We start from the raw sequence: 16,912 nt of genomic DNA on the forward strand, positions 1-16,912 counted from the left end.
GTGGGGGAAATGAAAATGATATATTATGTAATAGCGTTATTTGTCATTGCTATCGATCAAATATCGAAGTGGTTAATTGTAAAGAACATGGAATTGGGTACGAGTATTCCGATTATCGACAATGTATTATACATAACATCACATCGAAATAGAGGCGCTGCCTGGGGTATTTTAGAAAATAAAATGTGGTTCTTCTACATTATTACAGTTGTTTTTGTAGTGTTTATCGTATTTTATATGAAAAAGTATGCGAAAACAGACAAGCTTCTAGGTATTTCGTTAGGCCTAATTTTAGGCGGGGCAATTGGTAACTTTATTGATCGTGTATTTAGACAAGAAGTAGTGGATTTCATTCACGTGTATATTTTCTCGTACAACTATCCAGTATTCAATATAGCTGATTCAGCATTATGTATTGGTGTTGTATTAATTATTATTCAAACATTATTAGAAGGCAAGAAAGCGAAGGAGTAATTGAATGAGTGAAGTAGTACAAGTAACAGTTGTAGAAGAGCAAAAAAATGAGCGAATTGATAAATTCGTTGCAGGAATAAATAACGAATGGTCACGTTCACAAGTACAGCAATGGATTAAAGATGATGTTGTGACAGTAAACGGGAAAGCAGTAAAAGTGAATTATAAAGTAAAAGAAGAAGATGAAATTACAGTAACGATTCCTGAGCCGGAAGCGTTAGATATTCAACCAGAAGATATGAATTTAGAAATTTATTATGAAGATGCAGATGTGCTTGTTGTAAATAAACCACGTGGTATGGTTGTACATCCAGCGCCAGGGCATACAAGTGGTACGCTTGTAAACGGCCTTATGCACCATTGTACAGATTTATCAGGTATCAACGGTGTAATGCGTCCAGGTATCGTGCATCGTATTGATAAAGATACATCTGGATTATTAATGGTTGCTAAGAATGATATGGCGCATGAATCACTTGTAAATCAACTTGTAGCAAAAACAGTAACAAGACGTTACAAAGCAATTGTGCACGGTGTTATTCCGCATGATAAGGGGACTATCGATGCACCAATTGGTCGTGATAAGAAAGAGCGTCAAAGTATGACAGTTGATGAAAATGGTAAAAACGCTGTTACTCACTTCCAAGTGTTAGAACGCTTTAAAGACTTTACACTTGTAGAATGTCGCTTAGAAACGGGACGTACGCACCAAATTCGTGTTCATATGAAATATATTGGCTATCCACTTGCGGGAGATCCGAAGTATGGTCCGAAGAAAACGTTAGATATGAATGGACAAGCACTTCATGCAGGTATTTTAGGCTTTGATCATCCTCGTACTGGTGAATATATTCAGTTTGAGGCACCGATTCCAGAAGTATTTGAAGAAGCATTAAATATTTTACGGAAATAGTATTGACAAATCATAAGAAAACTGAGATACTGACAACAGTTAAATAATGATCCTTTAACACAGCCCCGTGAGGTTGAGAAGGTAACGGTTTGAAATACTTAGGGTATGCTGTACCCTTTTTTCAAAAGTCCTCTCGCACACGCTGAGAGGACTTTTTTTATACCATTACTCTCACGCAAGAAAAAAAGCTTGGAGGTGTAGAGCATGCAAGAGAAAGCTGTCGTTTTAGATGACCAAATGATTCGCCGCGCTTTAACACGAATTAGTCATGAAATCGTGGAACGAAATAAAGGTGTCGATAATTGTGTTCTTGTCGGAATTAAAACTCGTGGAATTTTTATTGCACAACGTTTGGCAGAACGAATTGGTCAAATTGAAGGAAAAGAAATGGAAGTTGGAGAGTTAGACATTACGTTATATCGTGATGATTTAACACTGCAATCCAAAAATAAAGAACCACTTGTAAAAGGTTCTGATATCCCTGTAGATATTACGAAGAAAAAAGTTATCCTTGTGGATGACGTGTTATATACAGGAAGAACAGTTCGAGCAGCAATGGATGCTCTTATGGATTTAGGTAGACCATCTCAAATCCAACTGGCGGTTCTTGTTGATAGAGGTCATCGTGAACTACCAATTCGCGCTGATTATGTAGGAAAGAACATTCCAACATCAAGTGAAGAGCGTATCGAAGTTGATTTGCAAGAGACAGATCAACAAGATCGAGTAAGCATATACGATAAGTAAAGCCCTTTTAAATGTAGTCCTGTGAGGCTGCCAAAGGGTCTTGGCTTTCATATGTCAAATTTGGCATACGAAAGTGTAGGACTCTTTGTGCACAGGCACAAAGAGTTTTTTTATTGCAAAGATTTAAACTGAAGGAGGATGTAACAATGGAACAAAAGCCAGTGTTAGACGTTAATGAAGTACCGAAACCGGGAAAATGGTTATTTTTGAGTATACAACATTTGTTCGCGATGTTTGGATCAACAGTGCTTGTTCCGTTTTTAACAGGATTGAATCCATCAGTAGCATTAATATCAAGTGGATTAGGAACGTTAGCGTTTCTTCTTATAACGAAAGGTCAAGTACCTGCCTATCTAGGATCATCATTCGCCTTTATCGCACCGATTATAACAGCGAAAACGGCAGGTGGACCGGGAGCAGCAATGCTTGGTGGTTTGCTAGCAGGGCTTGTGTACATCTTAATCTCACTCGGAATTAAGAAATCAGGATCAGAGTGGATTATGAAATTACTTCCGCCAATCGTAGTTGGGCCGGTAGTAATGGTAATCGGTTTAGCGTTAGCACATACAGCAGTTAACATGGCGATGAACGGTGCGGATGGCAAATATAGCTTTATACACTTTTCAGTAGCATTAGTAACATTAGCAATTACAATTATATGCTCGATATTCGGAAGAGGGTTCTTCAGTATAATACCAGTTTTACTCGGTATTATCGGGGGGTACATCTTCGCATACTTCCAAGGATTAGTCGATTTAAAACCAGTAGCTGAGGCGAAATGGTTTGTTGTACCAGACTTCACAGTACCATTTGTAACATATACTCCGGAGTTTTCATGGAAGATAGTACTCTTGATGGTACCAGTTGCACTAGTAACAATTTCAGAGCATATCGGACATCAAATTGTACTTGGAAATGTTATTAAAAGAGATTTAATTGAAAAACCAGGTTTACATCGCTCAATCTTCGGTGATGGAATAGCAACATTGATTGCATCACTAATAGGTGGACCACCGAATACAACGTATGGTGAAAACATCGGTGTGCTAGCAATTACGAGAGCATACAGTGTATACTTATTCATCGGTTCAGCAGTATTCGCAATCATGTTCGGATTTATCGGTAAGATTTCTGCGCTGATTCATTCGATCCCAACACCAGTTATGGGTGGGGTATCAATCTTACTATTCGGTGTAATTGCATCAAGCGGATTACGCATGATGGTAGATGATAAAACAGATTTAAGTGACAAACGAAACTTAATGATTGCATCAGTAATACTAGTAATCGGTATTGGTGGAGCGGTACTTCACGTAGGAGAATCGTTCCAAGTAGAAGGAATGGCACTAGCAGCAATTGTAGGTGTACTGTTAAATCTACTACTACCGGAAACGAAACAAATAAAACAACCTAAGCAGATTGCTTCATAATAATAACCTTTTAATTCAGTCCTGTGAGACAGAAAAGGGTGGCTTCTTCCTTGCACCCTAGTCTTACATGATTAGGGTATTTTTATACAAACGTTGTTATAAAAATACAAAAGTGGTAACATAAAAATCAGAAAGATGAGGGATGACGATGAGCCATTTGTTAACGATGAGTGAATTATCGGAAGTAGAAATTTCAGAAATCCTAAAAGATGCAGAAGATTTTGCGAATGGAAAAGAGAGCAAAACGACAGAGCAAACTTTTGTTGCAAACTTGTTCTTTGAGAATAGTACGAGAACGAGATTTAGCTTTGAAGTTGCTGAGAAGAGATTAGGACTAGATGTTTTAAACTTTTCAGCTGATGCATCTAGCGTACAAAAAGGAGAAACTTTATACGATACGATAAGAACACTAGAATCAATCGGAACAAAAGCAGTGGTCATCCGCCATGAGCAAGATCGCTACTTCGATGAACTAAAAGATCAGGTGAATATCCCGATCTTAAACGCTGGAGATGGATGTGGAAACCACCCAACGCAGTGCCTACTCGACCTTCTTACAATTAAACAAGAGTTTGGAAGATTTGAAGGTTTGAAGATTGCAATAGTAGGAGATGTTCGTCATAGCCGAGTAGCACGTTCTAATGCAGAAGCATTAACGAAGTTGGGTGCAACAATTTACTTTGCCAGTCCAGAAGAGTGGAAAGATGAAGACAACACATTTGGAACATACAAACCATTAGATGAACTTGTTCCAGAAGTGGATGTAATGATGTTACTCCGTGTACAACATGAGCGTCATGATCATTATGAAACAGACATTATGAAAGAATATCATGAGAAACACGGATTAACAGTAGAAAGAGAAAAGCGTATGAAAGAAGGAAGCATTATTATGCATCCAGCTCCTGTAAACCGTGATGTTGAAATTGCAAGTGAACTTGTTGAGTGTGAGCGTTCACGCATATTTAAACAAATGGAAAATGGGGTTTACGTAAGAATGGCTGTACTAAAACGCGCCTTACCAAATGTATTAGGAGGAATGAGACATGAATTATTTGTTTAAAAATGGTCGTTATATGAATGAAGAAGGAAAAATCGTAGCAACAGATCTTCTCGTACAAGACGGTAAAATCGCTAAGGTAGCAGAAAATATTACGGCAGATAATGCTGAAGTAATCGAAGTGAACGGAAATTTAATCGCACCTGGATTAGTAGATGTACACGTACATCTTCGTGAACCAGGTGGTGAACATAAAGAAACAATTGAAACAGGTACACTAGCAGCGGCAAAAGGTGGATTCACTACAATTTGCTCAATGCCAAATACACGCCCAGTACCAGATTGCAGAGAACATATGGAAGACCTGCAAAAACGTATTAAAGAAAAAGCGCATGTTAACGTACTACCATACGGAGCAATTACAGTACGTCAAGCTGGTTCTGAAATGACAGATTTCGAAACATTAAAAGAACTTGGAGCATTTGCTTTCACAGATGACGGCGTAGGCGTACAAGATGCTAGCATGATGTTAGCGGCTATGAAACGTGCAGCGAAATTAAATATGGCAGTAGTTGCGCACTGTGAAGAGAATACGCTTATTAATAAAGGTTGTGTACATGAAGGGAAGTTTTCTGAGAAACACGGATTAAACGGTATCCCATCAGTATGTGAATCTGTACATATTGCAAGGGATATACTGCTTGCTGAAGCAGCAGATTGTCACTATCACGTATGTCACGTAAGTACAAAAGGTTCTGTACGTGTAATCCGTGATGCGAAACGCGCTGGAATTAAAGTAACAGCAGAAGTAACACCACATCACCTAGTGTTATGTGAAGATGATATCCCATCAGTTGATCCTAACTTTAAAATGAACCCACCGCTTCGTGGAAAAGAAGACCATGCAGCATTAATTGAAGGTTTATTAGATGGAACGATCGATATGATTGCAACTGACCATGCACCGCATACAGCGGAAGAGAAAGCACAAGGAATTGAAAGAGCACCGTTCGGAATTACTGGTTTTGAAACAGCATTCCCGCTTCTATACACAAACCTTGTGAAAAAGGGAGTTATTACGCTAGAACAGTTAATTCAATTCTTAACAGAAAAGCCAGCTGATACATTCGGCTTAGAAGCTGGTCGCCTAAAAGAAGGTAGAACAGCTGATATTACAATCATTGATTTAGAACAAGAAGAAGAGATTGACCCAACAACATTCTTATCAAAAGGAAAAAATACACCATTTGCAGGTTGGAAATGCCAAGGATGGCCGGTAATGACAATCGTTGGTGGTAAGATCGCATGGCAAAAGGAGAGTGCATTAGTATGAAAAGACAACTTATCTTAGAAGATGGAACGGTATTAATTGGAAAAGGTTTCGGAGGCGAAATTGAAAAGTCAGGTGAGGTTGTATTTACAACAGGAATGACTGGATATCAAGAAACATTATCTGATCCATCATATTGCGGTCAAATCGTAACATTCACGTACCCATTAATCGGAAACTACGGCATTAACCGTGACGATTTTGAATCGATTCACCCATCTGTAAATGGCTTAATCGTAAACGAAATTTGTGATCACCCATCAAACTTCCGTAATGAAATTTCGTTAAATGATTACTTAAAAGAAAGAAACATCCCAGGCTTAGCAGGAGTTGATACGAGAAAATTAACGAGAAAAATTCGTCAATACGGTACATTACGTGGACGTCTATGTAACATGGATGCAGATGTAGAATACATCGTGAGCCAATTAAAAGCGACAGTATTTACAGATCACGTGAAACGCGTATCAACGAAAGATCCATACCCAAGCCCAGGCCGTGGACACCGAGTTGTACTTGTAGACTTCGGGATGAAACATGGTATTTTAAGAGAATTAAATAAACGTGATTGTGATGTAATTGTAGTACCTTACAATACAACAGCAGAAGAGATTTTACGCCTTAGCCCAGATGGAATTATGTTAAGTAATGGACCTGGAGACCCGAAAGATGTACCAGAAGCAATTGAAATGTTAAAAGACATTATCGGTAAAGTTCCTTTATTCGGAATTTGCCTAGGACATCAATTGCTCGCTCTAGCATCTGGTGCGAATACAAGTAAGTTAAAATTCGGTCACCGTGGTTTAAATCATCCAGTAAAACATCTTGCAACTGGAAAAGTAGCAATTACATCTCAAAACCATGGATACGCAGTAGAAGAAGAATCAGTTAAAAATACAGAACTTGAAATTACACATGTCGCTTTAAATGATGGAACAGTAGAAGGTCTTCGTCATACGAAGTTCCCAGCATTTACAGTACAATATCATCCAGAAGCTTCAGCAGGACCAGAAGATGCAAATGATTTATTCGAAGATTTCTTAGCGATGATTGAAAACTTCAAGAAAGAAGGGGAAGAGTTATGCCAAAACGCCTAGACATTAACACAATTTTAGTAATCGGATCAGGACCAATTGTAATTGGGCAAGCAGCAGAGTTTGACTACTCTGGTACACAAGCTTGTCAATCTCTTAGAGAAGAAGGTTACAAAGTAATCCTTGTTAACTCTAACCCAGCAACAATTATGACAGATACTGCAACAGCAGATAAAGTATATATAGAACCATTAACACTAGAATTCGTAAGCCGTATCATTCGTAAAGAACGTCCAGATGCGATCTTACCAACATTAGGTGGTCAAACAGGTTTAAACATGGCTGTTGAACTTGCGAAATCAGGCATACTTGAAGAGTGTGGAGTTGAAATTTTAGGAACGAAATTATCAGCAATTGAGCAAGCGGAGGATCGTGATTTATTCCGTACATTAATGCAGGAATTAAATGAACCAATTCCATCTAGTACCATCATTCATACGCTAGAAGAAGCACATGAATTTGTAAAAGAAATTGGATATCCAGTTATTGTTCGCCCAGCATTTACAATGGGGGGAACAGGTGGCGGAATCTGTAGTAATGAAGAAGAACTAATTGAAATCGTATCAGGTGGATTAAAACATAGTCCAGTAACACAATGTTTATTAGAAAAGAGCATTGCTGGTTGTAAGGAAATTGAATATGAAGTAATGCGTGATTCAAATGATAACGCGATTGTAGTATGTAATATGGAAAATATCGATCCAGTTGGAGTTCACACAGGTGATTCTATCGTAGTAGCACCGAGCCAAACATTAAGTGACCGTGAATATCAAATGTTACGAAACACTTCATTACGAATTATTCGTGCATTAGGAATTGAAGGTGGATGTAACGTTCAGCTTGCACTTGATCCACATAGCTTCCAATACTATGTAATCGAAGTAAACCCGCGTGTAAGTCGTTCATCTGCACTAGCATCTAAAGCAACTGGATATCCAATTGCGAAGCTAGCGGCAAAAATTGCAGTCGGTCTAACATTAGATGAAATTATAAATCCAGTAACACAAAAAACATACGCTTGTTTCGAACCAGCATTAGACTATGTTGTTTCAAAAATTCCGCGCTGGCCATTTGATAAGTTTGAATCAGCAAACAGAACACTGGGTACACAAATGAAGGCAACTGGTGAAGTTATGTCAATCGGACGTAACTTAGAGCAATCATTATTAAAAGCGGTTCGTTCTTTAGAACTTGGCGTTTATCACTTAGAGTTAGAGCATTTAAAAGAAATTGATAAAGAAACAATGAAAAAACGCATTATAAAAGCTGATGATGAGCGACTGTTTATTGTAGCAGAAGCAATTCGTCAAGGTGTAACGAAAGAAGAAATCAACGAATGGTGTGAAATGGACTTCTTCTTCTTACAAAAAGTTGAAAACATCGTAAATATGGAACGTGAAGTAAAAGCGAATGTAGGAAATATGGAAGTACTACAAACTGCGAAAGAAATGGGCTTCAGCGATCACTACGTTGCAGCAGCTTGGAATAAAACAGAGCGTGAAATTTACGATATACGTAAAGAAAGCAATATAACTCCTGTTTATAAAATGGTAGATACTTGTGCGGCAGAGTTTGAATCTGCAACACCATACTACTACAGCACATATGGTGACGAGAATGAATCGGTTAGAACAGATCGTAAGAGTGTGGTTGTACTAGGATCTGGTCCAATCCGTATCGGTCAAGGTGTTGAGTTTGACTACGCAACAGTTCACTCTGTATGGGCAATTAAAGAAGCTGGATATGAGGCAATCATTGTTAATAACAATCCAGAAACAGTTTCAACAGACTTCAGTATTTCTGACAAATTATACTTTGAACCATTAACAATTGAAGATGTAATGCACATTATCGATTTAGAAAAGCCAGAAGGTGTTATCGTTCAGTTCGGTGGACAAACGGCAATTAACTTAGCGGCGAAATTAGAAGAACACGGTGTGAAAATTTTAGGAACATCACTTGAAGATTTAGACCGCGCAGAAGATCGTGATAAGTTTGAAGCAGCTCTAACCCAGCTTGGTATCCCGCAACCAGTTGGTAAAACAGCAACAACTGTAGAACAAGCAGTAGCAATCGCTGAAGAAATTGGTTATCCAGTATTAGTAAGACCGTCTTACGTACTAGGTGGACGTGCGATGGAAATCGTATATCGTCAAGAAGAATTACTGCACTACATGAAAAATGCAGTTAAAGTTCATGCAGAGCATCCGGTATTAATTGACCGTTACATGGTTGGTAAAGAAATTGAAGTAGATGCAATTTCAGACGGTGAGAATGTATTCATTCCAGGTATTATGGAACATATTGAACGCGCTGGAGTTCACTCTGGTGACTCAATTGGAGTATACCCACCACAAAGCTTATCTGAAAAACTAAAAGAACAAATCATTGAACATACAATTGCACTTGGAAAAGGTTTAAACATTGTTGGATTACTAAATATCCAGTTTGTAGTATTCAAAGATCAAGTGTACGTAATTGAAGTAAACCCACGTGCGAGTCGTACAGTACCGTTCTTAAGTAAAATTACGGGCGTACCGATGGCGAATGTTGCAACGAAAGTTATTTTAGGTCAAGACTTAGTAGAGCAAGGATACGGAACTGGTTATCACCCAGAAGAGAAAGAAGTATATGTAAAAGCACCGGTATTCTCGTTTGCGAAACTACGCTCAGTTGATACAACATTAGGACCTGAAATGAAGTCAACAGGGGAAGTAATGGGTAAAGACTTAACGCTTGAAAAAGCATTATACAAAGGATTAGTTGCTTCTGGAATTAACATCCCAACGCACGGATCAGTAATCATCACAGTAGCCGATAAAGATAAAGAAGAGGCAATGGAAATTGCAAAACGTTTCCACGAAATCGGTTATAACTTATTAGCAACAGCTGGAACAGCACAATCGTTAGCAGAGCAAAATATTCCAGTCCAAGTGGTAAACAAAATTGATTCTGAAGACTATAACTTACTTGATATTATCCGTCAAGGAAAAGCACAGTTTGTAATCAATACATTAACAAAAGGCAAACAACCAGCGCGTGATGGTTTCCGCATTCGCCGTGAATCAGTAGAAAATGGTGTGGCTTGCTTAACATCACTTGATACAACGAGAGCAATCTTACGAGTATTAGAATCTATGACATTCTCAGCTCATTCAATGAAAGAAATTACGCAAACAAAGCGTCACGAGGTGGTACATGCATGATGCAAAAGCAAAATATGATCGTCGTTAACCAAAAAGAAATCGCAAAAAACATTTACGAATTAGTGCTTCAAGGAACGTTAGTACAGCAAATGAACGAACCAGGGCAGTTTGTACACATTAAGGTAGCAGAGGGCATTGCGCCCCTTCTGCGCCGCCCAATTAGTATTTGTAATGTAGATCAAGAGAAGAACGAATTTACAATGCTATATCGTGCCGAAGGACAAGGGACAAAAACATTAGCAACTAGAAAACAAGGTGAAATGGTAGATGTACTAGGACCATTAGGACACGGTTTTCCTGTAGAAGAAGCAGAAGCTGGTCAAACAGCTTTACTAGTAGGCGGGGGAATTGGTGTACCACCACTTTATGAATTATCACAGCGCCTCGTTGCAAAGGGTGTACGTGTGATTCACATCTTAGGTTTTCAAACGAAAGATGTTGTTTTCTATGAAGAAAAATTTGCAGAACTTGGTGATACGTACGTTGCGACAGTAGACGGTACACACGGTACAAAAGGATTTGTCACAGATGTAATTGATAATTACGGAATCGACTTTGACATTCTTTATTCATGTGGCCCGTTAGCGATGCTTCGTGCATTAGAAGGACGTTACAAAAAGAAAAAAGCCTATATTTCATTAGAAGAGCGTATGGGTTGTGGTATTGGAGCTTGTTTCGCATGTGTATGCCACTTACAAGAAGATCCAAGTGGACATTCTTACAAGAAGGTGTGTAGCGACGGACCAGTATTTCCAATCGGGGAGGTTGTACTATGAACAGATTGCAAGTTGAATTACCAGGATTATCATTAAAAAATCCGATTATACCGGCATCTGGATGCTTTGGGTTTGGTCGTGAATATGCACAGTTTTACGATTTAAGTGTACTAGGATCAATCATGATTAAAGCGACGACAGAACAACCACGTTATGGGAATCCAACGCCGCGTGTTGCTGAAACACCAGGCGGCATGTTAAATGCAATCGGACTTCAAAACCCGGGATTAGACAAAGTAATGAATTCGGAATTACCATGGTTAGAACAATTTGACCTTCCAATTATTGCGAACGTTGCAGGCTCACAGGCTGAGGATTACGTAGCGGTTGCGAAGGAAATTTCTAAAGCGCCTAATGTCCATGCACTAGAATTAAATATTTCTTGTCCAAACGTAAAAACAGGTGGTATCGCCTTTGGTACAAATCCTGAAATTGCTGCTGATTTAACGAAGCGAGTAAAAGAGGTTTCTGAAGTACCTGTATACGTGAAATTGTCACCTAACGTGGCAAACATTGTGGAAATTGCAAAAGCGATTGAAAATGCAGGTGCAGATGGTTTAACGATGATTAATACATTGCTTGGTATGCGTCTAGATTTAAAAACAGCTAAACCAATTTTAGCAAACCGTACAGGCGGATTATCAGGTCCTGCGATTAAGCCAGTAGCAATTCGTATGGTACATGAAGTAAGTCAAGCGGTTAACATTCCAATTATCGGAATGGGCGGTATTGAAACAGCGGAAGATGTAATTGAATTCTTCTACGCTGGCGCAAGCGCAGTTGCAGTAGGTACAGCGAACTTTATCGATCCGTTCGTATGTCCGACAATTATTGAAGAGTTACCAGCATTACTAGATGAATTAGGATTTGATCATATTTCGGAATGTCAAGGAAGGAGCTGGAAGCAAACATGTCACAGTCGTTAATCGTTGCACTAGATTTTCCAGGGAAACAAGAAGTAGAACAATTCTTACACCACTTTGAAGGGGAAGAGTTATTTGTCAAAGTAGGTATGGAGTTATTTTACAAAGAAGGCCCTGCAATTATTACGTACTTAAAAGAAAAAGGACATAAGATTTTCCTAGATTTAAAACTTCATGATATTCCGAATACAGTAAAAAGCGCTATGCGTAGCCTAGCTAGTCTAGATGTTGATATGGTAAATGTTCATGCTGCTGGGGGAAGTAGCATGATGAAAGCTGCGATTGAGGGATTAGAGGAAGGTAAGCAAGAAGGAAAAGAGAGACCGATTTGTATTGCAGTTACACAACTAACAAGCACTTCGGAAGCTATGATGAAAAAAGAGATTGGCATTGAGAAAACGTTAGAAGAAGCGGTTGCTCATTATGCAAAATTAACGAAAGACAGTGGACTTGATGGCGTTGTTTGTTCAACACTTGAAGTTCCAAAATTACGTGAAGTATGCGGAAATGAATTTGTAACAGTAACACCGGGCATTCGTCTTGCAAGTGATGATGTTAATGACCAAGTGCGCGTAGCAACACCGAAACGTGCGAGGGAACTTGGCTCAAGCTACATCGTAGTTGGACGCAGTATTACGAAAGCAGAAAATCCGCTTGAAGCGTATAAAACAGTAAAACAACAGTGGGAAGGTGTAACAGTATGAAAAAAGAAATCGCATCGCATTTATTAGAAATTGGAGCAGTATTTTTACAACCGAATGATCCATTCACTTGGTCTTCAGGTATGAAATCACCAATTTATTGTGATAACCGTTTAACCTTATCTTATCCAAAAGTGCGTCAAGCGATTGCAGCTGGATTAGAAGAGTTAATTAAAGAGCACTTCCCAACTGTAGAAGTTATTGCAGGAACAGCAACTGCTGGTATTGCGCACGCTGCATGGGTAAGCGATCGTATGGATTTACCAATGTGCTACGTACGTAGTAAAGCAAAAGGCCACGGTAAAGGAAACCAAATTGAAGGAAAAGCTGAAAAAGGTCAAAAAGTAGTAGTAGTAGAAGACTTAATTTCAACTGGTGGTAGTGCAATTACGTGTGTAGAAGCACTTCGCGAAGCTGGTTGTGAAGTATTGGGGATCGTATCAATCTTCACATATGAGCTTGAAGCAGGAAAAACAAAACTAGAAGCAGCTAATGTAGCATCATACTCTTTAAGCGACTACAGTGCATTAACTGAAGTAGCAGCAGAAAAAGGTATGATCGGACAAGCTGAAACGAAAAAATTACAAGAGTGGCGTAAAAATCCAGCTAACGAAGCTTGGATCACAGCGTAACATGAAAAAAAACGACCGCGGGGGAACGCGGTCGTCTTTTATATTATTGTTAAAACTTCATGTAAAGAACAGATAGTAGGAATATCGTACTTGAGTTGTGAGTTATCCCGATTTAACCATATCCCTTGCATCCCAGCTGCTGTACTACTAATCGCATCAGTCTCTAATTGATCGCCAATATAATAGTAATCTTTCATTTCAAGATTCAATTGTAATGCAGTTCTATGAAAAATTTCAGGGTCTGGTTTAGATATACCAAGTTCACTAGAAGTAAATATATATTTGAAATATTGTAGAATGTTTAGGGCAGTTAATTTTTTGACTTGTTGTTCATAGTCACCATTACTAATGATACCTAATGAGTGACCCCCTTGCTGCAAGGTCTGTAATGTATAGTGTACATCTTCAAACGCGGTCCAGTTGTTCTTATATAGTTCTATATATTGCTTGAATCTGTGCTGAGATTCCCAAGGTGATAAGTTTACTCCGTATGCTTTAAATAAATGATACATTCGCATCCCTTGTTGTTCTTCAAAAGATAATTCCTTGGATAAAAATTTGTTGAAATATTTCTCGGATAATTCATGCCATAGCTTCATAGCCTCTAATTCGTTTCCTGAAAAAATATCATTATACTTTTGGAAGAAATGTGAGATACCATTTTTCTCAGCAGTATCGTAATCAAGTAAAGTTCCATCAATATCAAAGAAAATCATATTAAAATCTCCTCGCTAATAACTATTTAGCGTTTTCCGCAACTTCATATCCTCTTACAAATAATAGCGTCATATAAGAAACGATAAATGAAAAGATGCTGTACATACCAACCCAAAAGAAAAATTTTGGAGTAAAGGCGATAACACCTATTATTAAAAAACTAGCAAACGTTACAAGCGGCATTACGTAATATGTTTTCGTCTTGCGTGTTCCAATAACAGAAACGATAAAGATAAGTAACGGACAAATTAATAAGACGAAAATCAATTCATTCATAGGTATGTCCCCTTTTCTAATTGAAGTAATCTGTTTCTCGTAAACGTTTTGAAAAAATTACTCTCCTAATATAATTTCGCTAAGTGATAACGAATCCCTCTTGAAAACCAGTAATTCATGATGAATTTTACAAGAAAAAATGTAAGCAAGAGAACACTTGCTTACGTTATAAAATAAATATCGCAAAGATAGTGGTGACAATTAAACCGATAACAACCGGTAAAAAGTTTCGGCGTGCAAGTTCAAATGGATCTACCTTGCAAATCGCAGCAGCAGGAATAAGCGCCCAAGGAATTAACGTTCCGCCCCCGGTCCATATAGCCGCAATTTGTCCGAGTGCTGTTAATGTAGCTGTTCCATGACCTAAAGCTGTTCCGAAAAGGTTTGCAACCGAACCAGCAAGTGATATACCGGAAAAACCAGATCCATCTAAGCCTGTTATAACACCTACGATAGCTAATGTTCCCGCCGATACGTATTGGTTTAAAGGGACCGTTTGAGATAAGGCAATCCCTAAGTCGTTAATGATTCCATGTGAACCTTTCGGTAAATAGTCTCCAATAATTTTCACAAAGCCGCTATCTCCTAAATAAAAGAGTGCAGCAATTGGAATAACTGGACCAAAGATTTTAAATCCAAATTGGAGCCCTTCTATAAAATAATCGGTCGTTTTATTTAGTCCATTACCTTTGTAGGCGATGAGAGAAATGATGATAATCATAATAACAGTCGTTCCGCCGATCAGTGCAGTTGCATCACTTCCTTGTAGTTTAAATTGAATCATGCAAAGAATATCGATGACATATACGATTGGAATACAAATAGCGAGCCATTTTTTTGTCCGAGGAGATAAGGAAGTGAGCGCTTTAGAAGACCCAGTTGATGGAATAGACTCTTGTATAGATAAGCCTGTATGAAATTCTTTACGTAAGAAGAAAAATGCGACGGAAGTTGTCACAATACCCATAACAATTACAAGAGGAACACTGGCAGAAACAACGCTGGAAATGGGGAGTCCAGCCGCATCTGCAGTTAATTTCGGTGCACCTTGAATAACGAAGTCGCCAGATAAGGCGATGCCGTGTCCGAATAAGTTCATAGCAATGGCAACCCCAATTGGAGGAAGACCGACGCGTACAGCGACGGGGAATAAAATAGCTCCCATTAAGGCGACAGCTGGAGAAGGCCAAAAAAAGAAAGAAATTGTCATCATTAAAAGGCCGATGATCCAGTAGGCAAGTGCAGGGGTACGAATCATCTTTGTAAATGGTGAAATCATCGTATCATTTATGCCAGTATGAACGAGTAGATTGCTCATTGATACGATAATAGAGATGATTAATATAGTTGGTAATAGCTCAGTAATAGCGTAAATGAAACTTTGAAAAATACCGCTAACGGCAAGAGGGATAGAGCTTGTAGCGGTTAATGCTAATAAAAAGATAAAAACGATACAAATAATCGTCGTATCTTTCCGGAGAATAAAAAAGGTAATAATAGTGAGTAAACAAAGAATATAGAGAGCGTGTAATAGCGTTAATTCAACTCCCATAACATTCACATCCTTAGGCATTCGTGTAGTTTATTGTATGAAAACAGTGAAAGTATGTGAGTATAGGAAAAGAAAAAATGAAATTTCATGTACTGTAATGGTAAGGGGGGGATGGATGATAAAATACAATTAATCCTAAAAATGGAATTTCAGGAGAAGGAGAATGAGGGAGAAAATAGGATATTATGGTGTGCTCGTTTGTTTACTATTATCAGTTATTTCAGGGCAATTTCTTAAAAGTGAATGGGTACCAGTTATATTATGTATAGGAGTATTGATTTTTGCTCCTATGTATCGCTGGGATGAATGGAAAGCATATAGCCGAAAAAAGAAAATTGTTTTCAGCATTGAGTTTGTCATTATAATTAGTACGATTCCGTTTTTGTTATGGAAAGGAAATAAGATAATAGATGGAATTGTAATGTTTCAAGGGTGGTTGTTTATTGCGAAATTGCTATATTTGATATGTATTTTAATGTCGGTAGCGGTACTCGCTAAAAAAGTAAACGAAAAGTTATTCGTTAATGAATAGAAGGAAGTGCCACTTTATTCGGTGGCACTTTCTTATTTTACTGAATGAGCTTTTTGCATCTTCTTAATTAAGCGAATTTGTCCGCGATGATTGATTTCATCTTCAAATACGTGAAACCATTTAAAGTGGTTATTTGCTGGTTTGTCATGCCAAAAGTTTGTCTTTTTAAACAGCCATTCATCAGGTAATGATTGAAAACTTTCAATTGTTTTAGAGCGTACTTCTTGTAATGTATGGATGTAAAATTCTATAGAGTTTCCTTTTATTTTCTCGCGTCCAAGGCTCCCTAACTCAATAGCAGGTAACCAATGTTCTAATTCAGTCTCCGTTGGTTCACGGTCTTCAAAAGTATGAATCTGGTAGTAAAATTCAACAGCAGCCATATGATACAATAACATGCCAATTGAATTTGCTTCCTTATCATATAAATAATCAAGTTCTTCAATTGTTAAACCTTCCACTGCTTGCATTGTTGTATAGCGAGCGTAATTCATCATGCAAACAAGCTTTGAAAATTCTACATGTAAACCCTCTAATTTATCAATTACAAAATTCAATTTAAATTCCCCCTCTTTAAATGAATACTCCAGAGAATGAATTCTATGTGCA

At 38.2% G+C, this 16,912-nt stretch carries 17 protein-coding genes; 13 read left to right on the forward strand and 4 right to left on the reverse strand.

Features of this window, described 5'->3' with window-relative positions:
• The first annotated feature begins 15 nt into the window (after positions 1–15).
• The 12 genes from lspA (at position 16) to pyrE (ending at position 13,226) form a co-directional block, all read left to right on the forward strand.
• Positions 16–474: a lipoprotein signal peptidase LspA gene (gene lspA, locus C4S65_RS13160; protein WP_000642180.1), complete on the forward strand. Its 459-nt coding sequence runs from the start codon at positions 16–18 to the stop codon at positions 472–474.
• Positions 475–478: 4 nt separating this feature from the next.
• Entirely contained in the window at positions 479–1,387 is a 909-nt protein-coding gene (locus C4S65_RS13165; RefSeq protein WP_061666362.1) for an RluA family pseudouridine synthase, read from the forward strand.
• A 204-nt stretch (positions 1,388–1,591) separates the two neighbouring features.
• Positions 1,592–2,134: a bifunctional pyrimidine operon transcriptional regulator/uracil phosphoribosyltransferase gene (pyrR, locus tag C4S65_RS13170; protein ID WP_001156491.1), complete on the forward strand. Its 543-nt coding sequence runs from the start codon at positions 1,592–1,594 to the stop codon at positions 2,132–2,134.
• A 146-nt stretch (positions 2,135–2,280) separates the two neighbouring features.
• Positions 2,281–3,564 (forward strand): uracil permease, encoded by a 1,284-nt coding sequence (gene uraA / locus C4S65_RS13175; protein ID WP_000435924.1) that lies wholly within the window; start codon positions 2,281–2,283, stop codon positions 3,562–3,564.
• Positions 3,565–3,712: 148 nt separating this feature from the next.
• A complete protein-coding gene (pyrB, locus tag C4S65_RS13180; RefSeq protein ID WP_061666363.1) occupies positions 3,713–4,627 on the forward strand; it encodes an aspartate carbamoyltransferase in 915 nt (304 codons plus the stop codon).
• On the forward strand, positions 4,611–5,897 hold the full coding sequence (pyrC, locus tag C4S65_RS13185) for a dihydroorotase (RefSeq protein ID WP_001108388.1): 1,287 nt from the start codon (positions 4,611–4,613) through the stop codon (positions 5,895–5,897). Before pyrB ends, pyrC begins: the two co-directional genes overlap by 17 nt.
• A complete protein-coding gene (locus C4S65_RS13190) occupies positions 5,894–6,991 on the forward strand; it encodes a carbamoyl phosphate synthase small subunit (protein ID WP_103945256.1) in 1,098 nt (365 codons plus the stop codon). The genes pyrC and C4S65_RS13190 overlap by 4 nt, the downstream gene beginning before the upstream one ends.
• Positions 6,976–10,194 carry a carbamoyl-phosphate synthase large subunit gene (gene carB, locus C4S65_RS13195; protein ID WP_061666364.1) on the forward strand — a complete coding sequence of 1,073 codons (3,219 nt, stop codon included), beginning with the start codon at positions 6,976–6,978 and terminating at the stop codon, positions 10,192–10,194. The genes C4S65_RS13190 and carB overlap by 16 nt, the downstream gene beginning before the upstream one ends.
• Complete coding sequence (gene pyrK, locus C4S65_RS13200) at positions 10,191–10,970, forward strand: dihydroorotate oxidase B electron transfer subunit (protein WP_000983360.1); 780 nt, start codon at positions 10,191–10,193, stop codon at positions 10,968–10,970. The genes carB and pyrK overlap by 4 nt, the downstream gene beginning before the upstream one ends.
• Positions 10,967–11,896 carry a dihydroorotate oxidase B catalytic subunit gene (gene pyrD, locus C4S65_RS13205; protein ID WP_001081049.1) on the forward strand — a complete coding sequence of 310 codons (930 nt, stop codon included), beginning with the start codon at positions 10,967–10,969 and terminating at the stop codon, positions 11,894–11,896. Before pyrK ends, pyrD begins: the two co-directional genes overlap by 4 nt.
• Complete coding sequence (pyrF, locus tag C4S65_RS13210) at positions 11,881–12,597, forward strand: orotidine-5'-phosphate decarboxylase (protein ID WP_000083509.1); 717 nt, start codon at positions 11,881–11,883, stop codon at positions 12,595–12,597. The genes pyrD and pyrF overlap by 16 nt, the downstream gene beginning before the upstream one ends.
• Positions 12,594–13,226 carry an orotate phosphoribosyltransferase gene (gene pyrE, locus C4S65_RS13215; RefSeq protein WP_000711453.1) on the forward strand — a complete coding sequence of 211 codons (633 nt, stop codon included), beginning with the start codon at positions 12,594–12,596 and terminating at the stop codon, positions 13,224–13,226. The genes pyrF and pyrE overlap by 4 nt, the downstream gene beginning before the upstream one ends.
• A gap of 38 nt (positions 13,227–13,264) precedes the next feature.
• On the opposite strand, the gene C4S65_RS13220 is transcribed toward pyrE, so the two are convergent.
• The 3 genes from C4S65_RS13220 to C4S65_RS13230 all read right to left on the reverse strand — a co-directional run bounded on the left by C4S65_RS13220 (position 13,265) and on the right by C4S65_RS13230 (position 15,771).
• On the reverse strand, positions 13,265–13,942 hold the full coding sequence (locus C4S65_RS13220) for an HAD family hydrolase (protein WP_098838802.1): 678 nt from the start codon (positions 13,940–13,942) through the stop codon (positions 13,265–13,267).
• A 22-nt stretch (positions 13,943–13,964) separates the two neighbouring features.
• Positions 13,965–14,219 (reverse strand): YbeF family protein, encoded by a 255-nt coding sequence (locus C4S65_RS13225; RefSeq protein ID WP_001003940.1) that lies wholly within the window; start codon positions 14,217–14,219, stop codon positions 13,965–13,967.
• 166 nt (positions 14,220–14,385) lie between these two features.
• Positions 14,386–15,771, reverse strand: coding sequence for a hypothetical protein (locus C4S65_RS13230; protein ID WP_000537888.1), 1,386 nt, complete (start codon positions 15,769–15,771; stop codon positions 14,386–14,388).
• A gap of 163 nt (positions 15,772–15,934) precedes the next feature.
• Between C4S65_RS13230 and C4S65_RS13235 the strand changes: the two genes are divergently transcribed.
• The gene (locus tag C4S65_RS13235) at positions 15,935–16,303 is read left to right on the forward strand and encodes a YoqO family protein (protein WP_061666366.1); all 369 of its coding nucleotides are present in this window, start codon (positions 15,935–15,937) and stop codon (positions 16,301–16,303) included.
• Positions 16,304–16,335: 32 nt separating this feature from the next.
• Here the strand turns inward: C4S65_RS13235 and C4S65_RS13240 are convergent, their stop codons facing one another.
• Complete coding sequence (locus C4S65_RS13240) at positions 16,336–16,860, reverse strand: DUF664 domain-containing protein (protein WP_086407623.1); 525 nt, start codon at positions 16,858–16,860, stop codon at positions 16,336–16,338.
• Positions 16,861–16,912: the final 52 nt, after the last annotated feature.

Origin of the sequence: Bacillus sp. ok061, from assembly GCF_900108285.1 — a bacterium.
Taxonomy (GTDB): domain Bacteria; phylum Bacillota; class Bacilli; order Bacillales; family Bacillaceae_G; genus Bacillus_A; species Bacillus_A thuringiensis_S.